3 protein-coding genes are annotated in these 3,187 nt (G+C 72.6%); all 3 read left to right on the top strand.

All coding sequences use genetic code 11. The features are described 5' to 3' along the window. Positions 1–102: 102 nt before the first annotated feature. A complete protein-coding gene (gene purN / locus DW309_RS07085; protein ID WP_136044962.1) occupies positions 103–681 on the top strand; it encodes a phosphoribosylglycinamide formyltransferase in 579 nt (192 codons plus the stop codon). A gap of 43 nt (positions 682–724) precedes the next feature. Further along, positions 725–2,332 carry a bifunctional phosphoribosylaminoimidazolecarboxamide formyltransferase/IMP cyclohydrolase gene (gene purH, locus DW309_RS07080; protein WP_136031019.1) on the top strand — a complete coding sequence of 536 codons (1,608 nt, stop codon included), beginning with the start codon at positions 725–727 and terminating at the stop codon, positions 2,330–2,332. Positions 2,333–2,457: 125 nt separating this feature from the next. Continuing rightward, on the top strand, positions 2,458–3,187 hold a 730-nt coding region (locus DW309_RS07075), incomplete at its 3' end, for a bifunctional transcriptional activator/DNA repair enzyme AdaA (RefSeq protein ID WP_136044961.1).

Genomic DNA, 3,187 nt, shown 5'->3' with positions numbered 1-3,187 from the left:
CGCCGCTGCCCGACGGCGACGACCGCGACCGGCGCAGCTGAGTCCCGCCGCCCGCGCACGAGGCCGCACGGGGCGGTCCCCGCGCGCCGGTAGACTGGGCGCGTGCTCACGGTCGCCGTTCTCATCTCGGGCGCCGGCTCGAACCTTCGCGCCCTCCTCGAGGCCGCTCGTCACCCCGATTTCCCGGCCAGGGTGGTCGTCGTCGGCGCGGATCGCGAAGCAGAGGGGCTGGCGCATGCCGAGGAGTTCGGCATCCCCAGCTTCACCGTTCCGTGGCACGAGCACGAGAGCCGCGAGGCCTGGGGCGAGGAGCTCGGCAGGCAGCTGGCGGTGTGGAGTCCCGACCTGGTGGTCCTCAGCGGGCTCATGCGTCTGCTGCCCGCGTCGCTGGTCGCCGCGTACGCCCCGCGGATCATCAACACGCACCCGGCGTACCTCCCGGAGTTCCCCGGGGCACACGGAGTGCGCGACGCCCTCGCGGCCGGGGTGCGCGAGACCGGGGCGAGCGTGATCGTGGTCGACGACGGCGTGGACACCGGGCCGATCCTGGCGCAGGAGCGCGTCCCGATCCGCGCCGACGACACCGAGCACACCCTGCACGAGCGCATCAAGCCCGTCGAGCGCCGCCTGCTCATCGACGTCGTCCGTCGCATCGCGACCGGCGATCTCGTCCTGACCTGACCCCCCCCGAACCCCCGCACGCCCCCGCACGAAGGAGCCCATCATGGCCGGCCCCCGCCACGACCCCACGCTCTACCGCGATCGCGACACCGTGCCGATCCGGCGCGCCCTCGTCTCGGTCAGCGACAAGACCGATCTGCTCGTGCTCGCCGCGGCCCTCGCCGACGCCGGGGTCGAGATCGTGTCGACCGGCTCGACCGCCTCGACCATCCGCGACGCCGGCTTCGAGGTCACCGACGTGGCCGCGGTCACGGGCGTGGCCGAGATGCTCGACGGCCGCGTGAAGACGCTGCACCCCAAGGTGCACGGCGGCCTGCTCGCCGACCTGCGCCTCGAGGATCACGAGCGCCAGCTCGCGGAGCTCGACATCGCCCCGTTCGAGCTGGTGGTGGTGAACCTGTACCCGTTCGTGGAGACCGTGGCCTCCGGCGCCGTGGGCGACGACGTCGTGGAGCAGATCGACATCGGCGGGCCCGCCATGGTCCGCGCTGCGGCGAAGAACCACGCGAACGTCGCGATCGTGGTCTCGCCCGAGTCCTACCCGGCGATCGTGTCGGCCGTCGCCGACGGCGGCACCACGCTCGGCCAGCGCCGTGAGCTCGCCGCGCGCGCCTTCGCCCACACCGCCGCCTACGACACGGCCGTGGCGCAGTGGTTCGCCGAGGGCACGCTCACCGAGCCCGGGGATCTCCCCGCACACCTCACGATCCAGGCCGAGCGCCTCGCGACCCTCCGCTACGGCGAGAACTCGCACCAGCGCGGGGCCATCTACACCCGCGCCGGCGGCCACGGCATCGCCCAGGCCACGCAGCTGCAGGGCAAGGAGATGTCGTACAACAACTACGTCGACGCGGATGCCGCGCTGCGCGCCGCGTACGACATGATCAAGCCCGCCGTCGCGATCATCAAGCACGCGAACCCGTGCGGGATCGCCACGACCGCGCCGAACGCGCTCGACCCGATCGCCAGCGCCCACCTGCGCGCACACGAGTGCGACCCGGTCTCGGCGTACGGCGGGGTCATCGCCGCGAACGGCACCGTCACGCTGAAGATGGCCGAGAACCTGAAGGACATCTTCACCGAGGTCATCGTCGCGCCGTCGTTCGAGCCCGCCGCGCTCGAGGTGTTCAAGGCCAAGAAGAACCTGCGTCTGCTGCAGCTGCCCGAGGACTGGCAGCAGGAGCGCATGGACGTGCGGCTGGTGTCGGGCGGGCTGCTGCTGCAGGACGCCGACCGCTTCCCCGACGACATCGTGTCGGTCGCGAAGGACTGGGAGCTGGTGTCGGGTGAGCGTCCGAGCGACGAGGAGATGGAGAACCTGATCTTCGCGTGGAAGGCCTGCCGCGCCGTGAAGTCGAACGCGATCGTGCTGGCGAAGGACAACGCCACGGTCGGCGTCGGCATGGGTCAGGTCAACCGCGTCGACTCGTGCCGCCTCGCGGTCGAGCGAGCGGGCGACAGGGCGGCCGGATCGGTCGCCGCCTCCGATGCCTTCTTCCCGTTCGCCGACGGTGCGCAGGTGCTCATCGACGCGGGGGTCACCGCGATCGTGCAGCCGGGTGGGTCGGTGCGCGACGAGGAGGTCGTCGACGCCGCGCGCAAGGCGGGCGTGACGATGTTCTTCACCGGGGAGCGTCACTTCTTCCACTGACCTCCGCGCATCCGCGTCCGGGACCCGCTCTCCTCGGGAGGGCGGGTTCCGTCGTCTCCGGGGCCTTCACTGTCGTGTCCGATTTCCGCCAGCCGGGGTCGGTGGTCGGTGGCAGAGTGGAGGACATGAGCCTCCCCGTGATCGACTTCGACGAGCGGTACCGCGCCATCAGTGCGCGCGACACCCGCTTCGACGGGCAGTTCGTGACCGCGGTCCGCTCGACCGGGATCTACTGCCGGCCGAGCTGCCCTGCCCGCACCCCGAAGCCGCAGAACGTCACGTTCTATCCCACGAGTGCGGCCGCGCATGAGGCCGGCTACCGCGCCTGCAAGCGCTGCCTGCCCGAGGCCGCACCGGGGTCGCCCGCGTGGGACGTGCGCGGAGACACGGCGGCGCGCGCCATGCGGCTGATCGCGACCGGGGTCGTGGAGCGTGAGGGCGTGCCGGGCCTCGCCGCCCGCCTGGGTTACTCCAGCCGGCACCTCACGCGGCTGCTGACGACCGAGCTCGGCGCGGGCCCGCTCGCGCTCGCCAGGGCGCACCGCGCGCACACGGCCCGCATGCTGCTCGTGGGCACGGACATGCCGGTGGCGGATGTGGCGTTCGCCGCGGGGTTCCAGAGCATCCGCCAGTGCAACGACACGATCCGCGAGGTGTTCGGCCTCACGCCGGGCGAGCTGCGGGCGCGGCGACGCACTCCGGCGTCCGACGTGCCGGGGGCGATCGACCTGGCCCTGCCGTACCGCGGCCCGTTCGACGCGGCCGGGGTGTTCGCATGGATGGCGGCCAGGGCGGTCGCGGGGGTCGAGGAGGCGCGGTCCGACGCGTTCGCGCGCCACCTGCGCATGCCGGGCG

The organism is Microbacterium sp. K41, assembly GCF_004794395.1.
Taxonomy (GTDB): Bacteria; Actinomycetota; Actinomycetes; order Actinomycetales; family Microbacteriaceae; genus Microbacterium; species Microbacterium sufflavum.
This window is presented reverse-complemented; position numbering and strand designations above follow the sequence as displayed.

Coding starts and splice junctions, on each gene's coding strand:
- purH (WP_136031019.1), top strand. CDS start 725: ATGGCCGGCCCCCGCCACGACCCCACGCTCTACCGCGATCGCGACACC.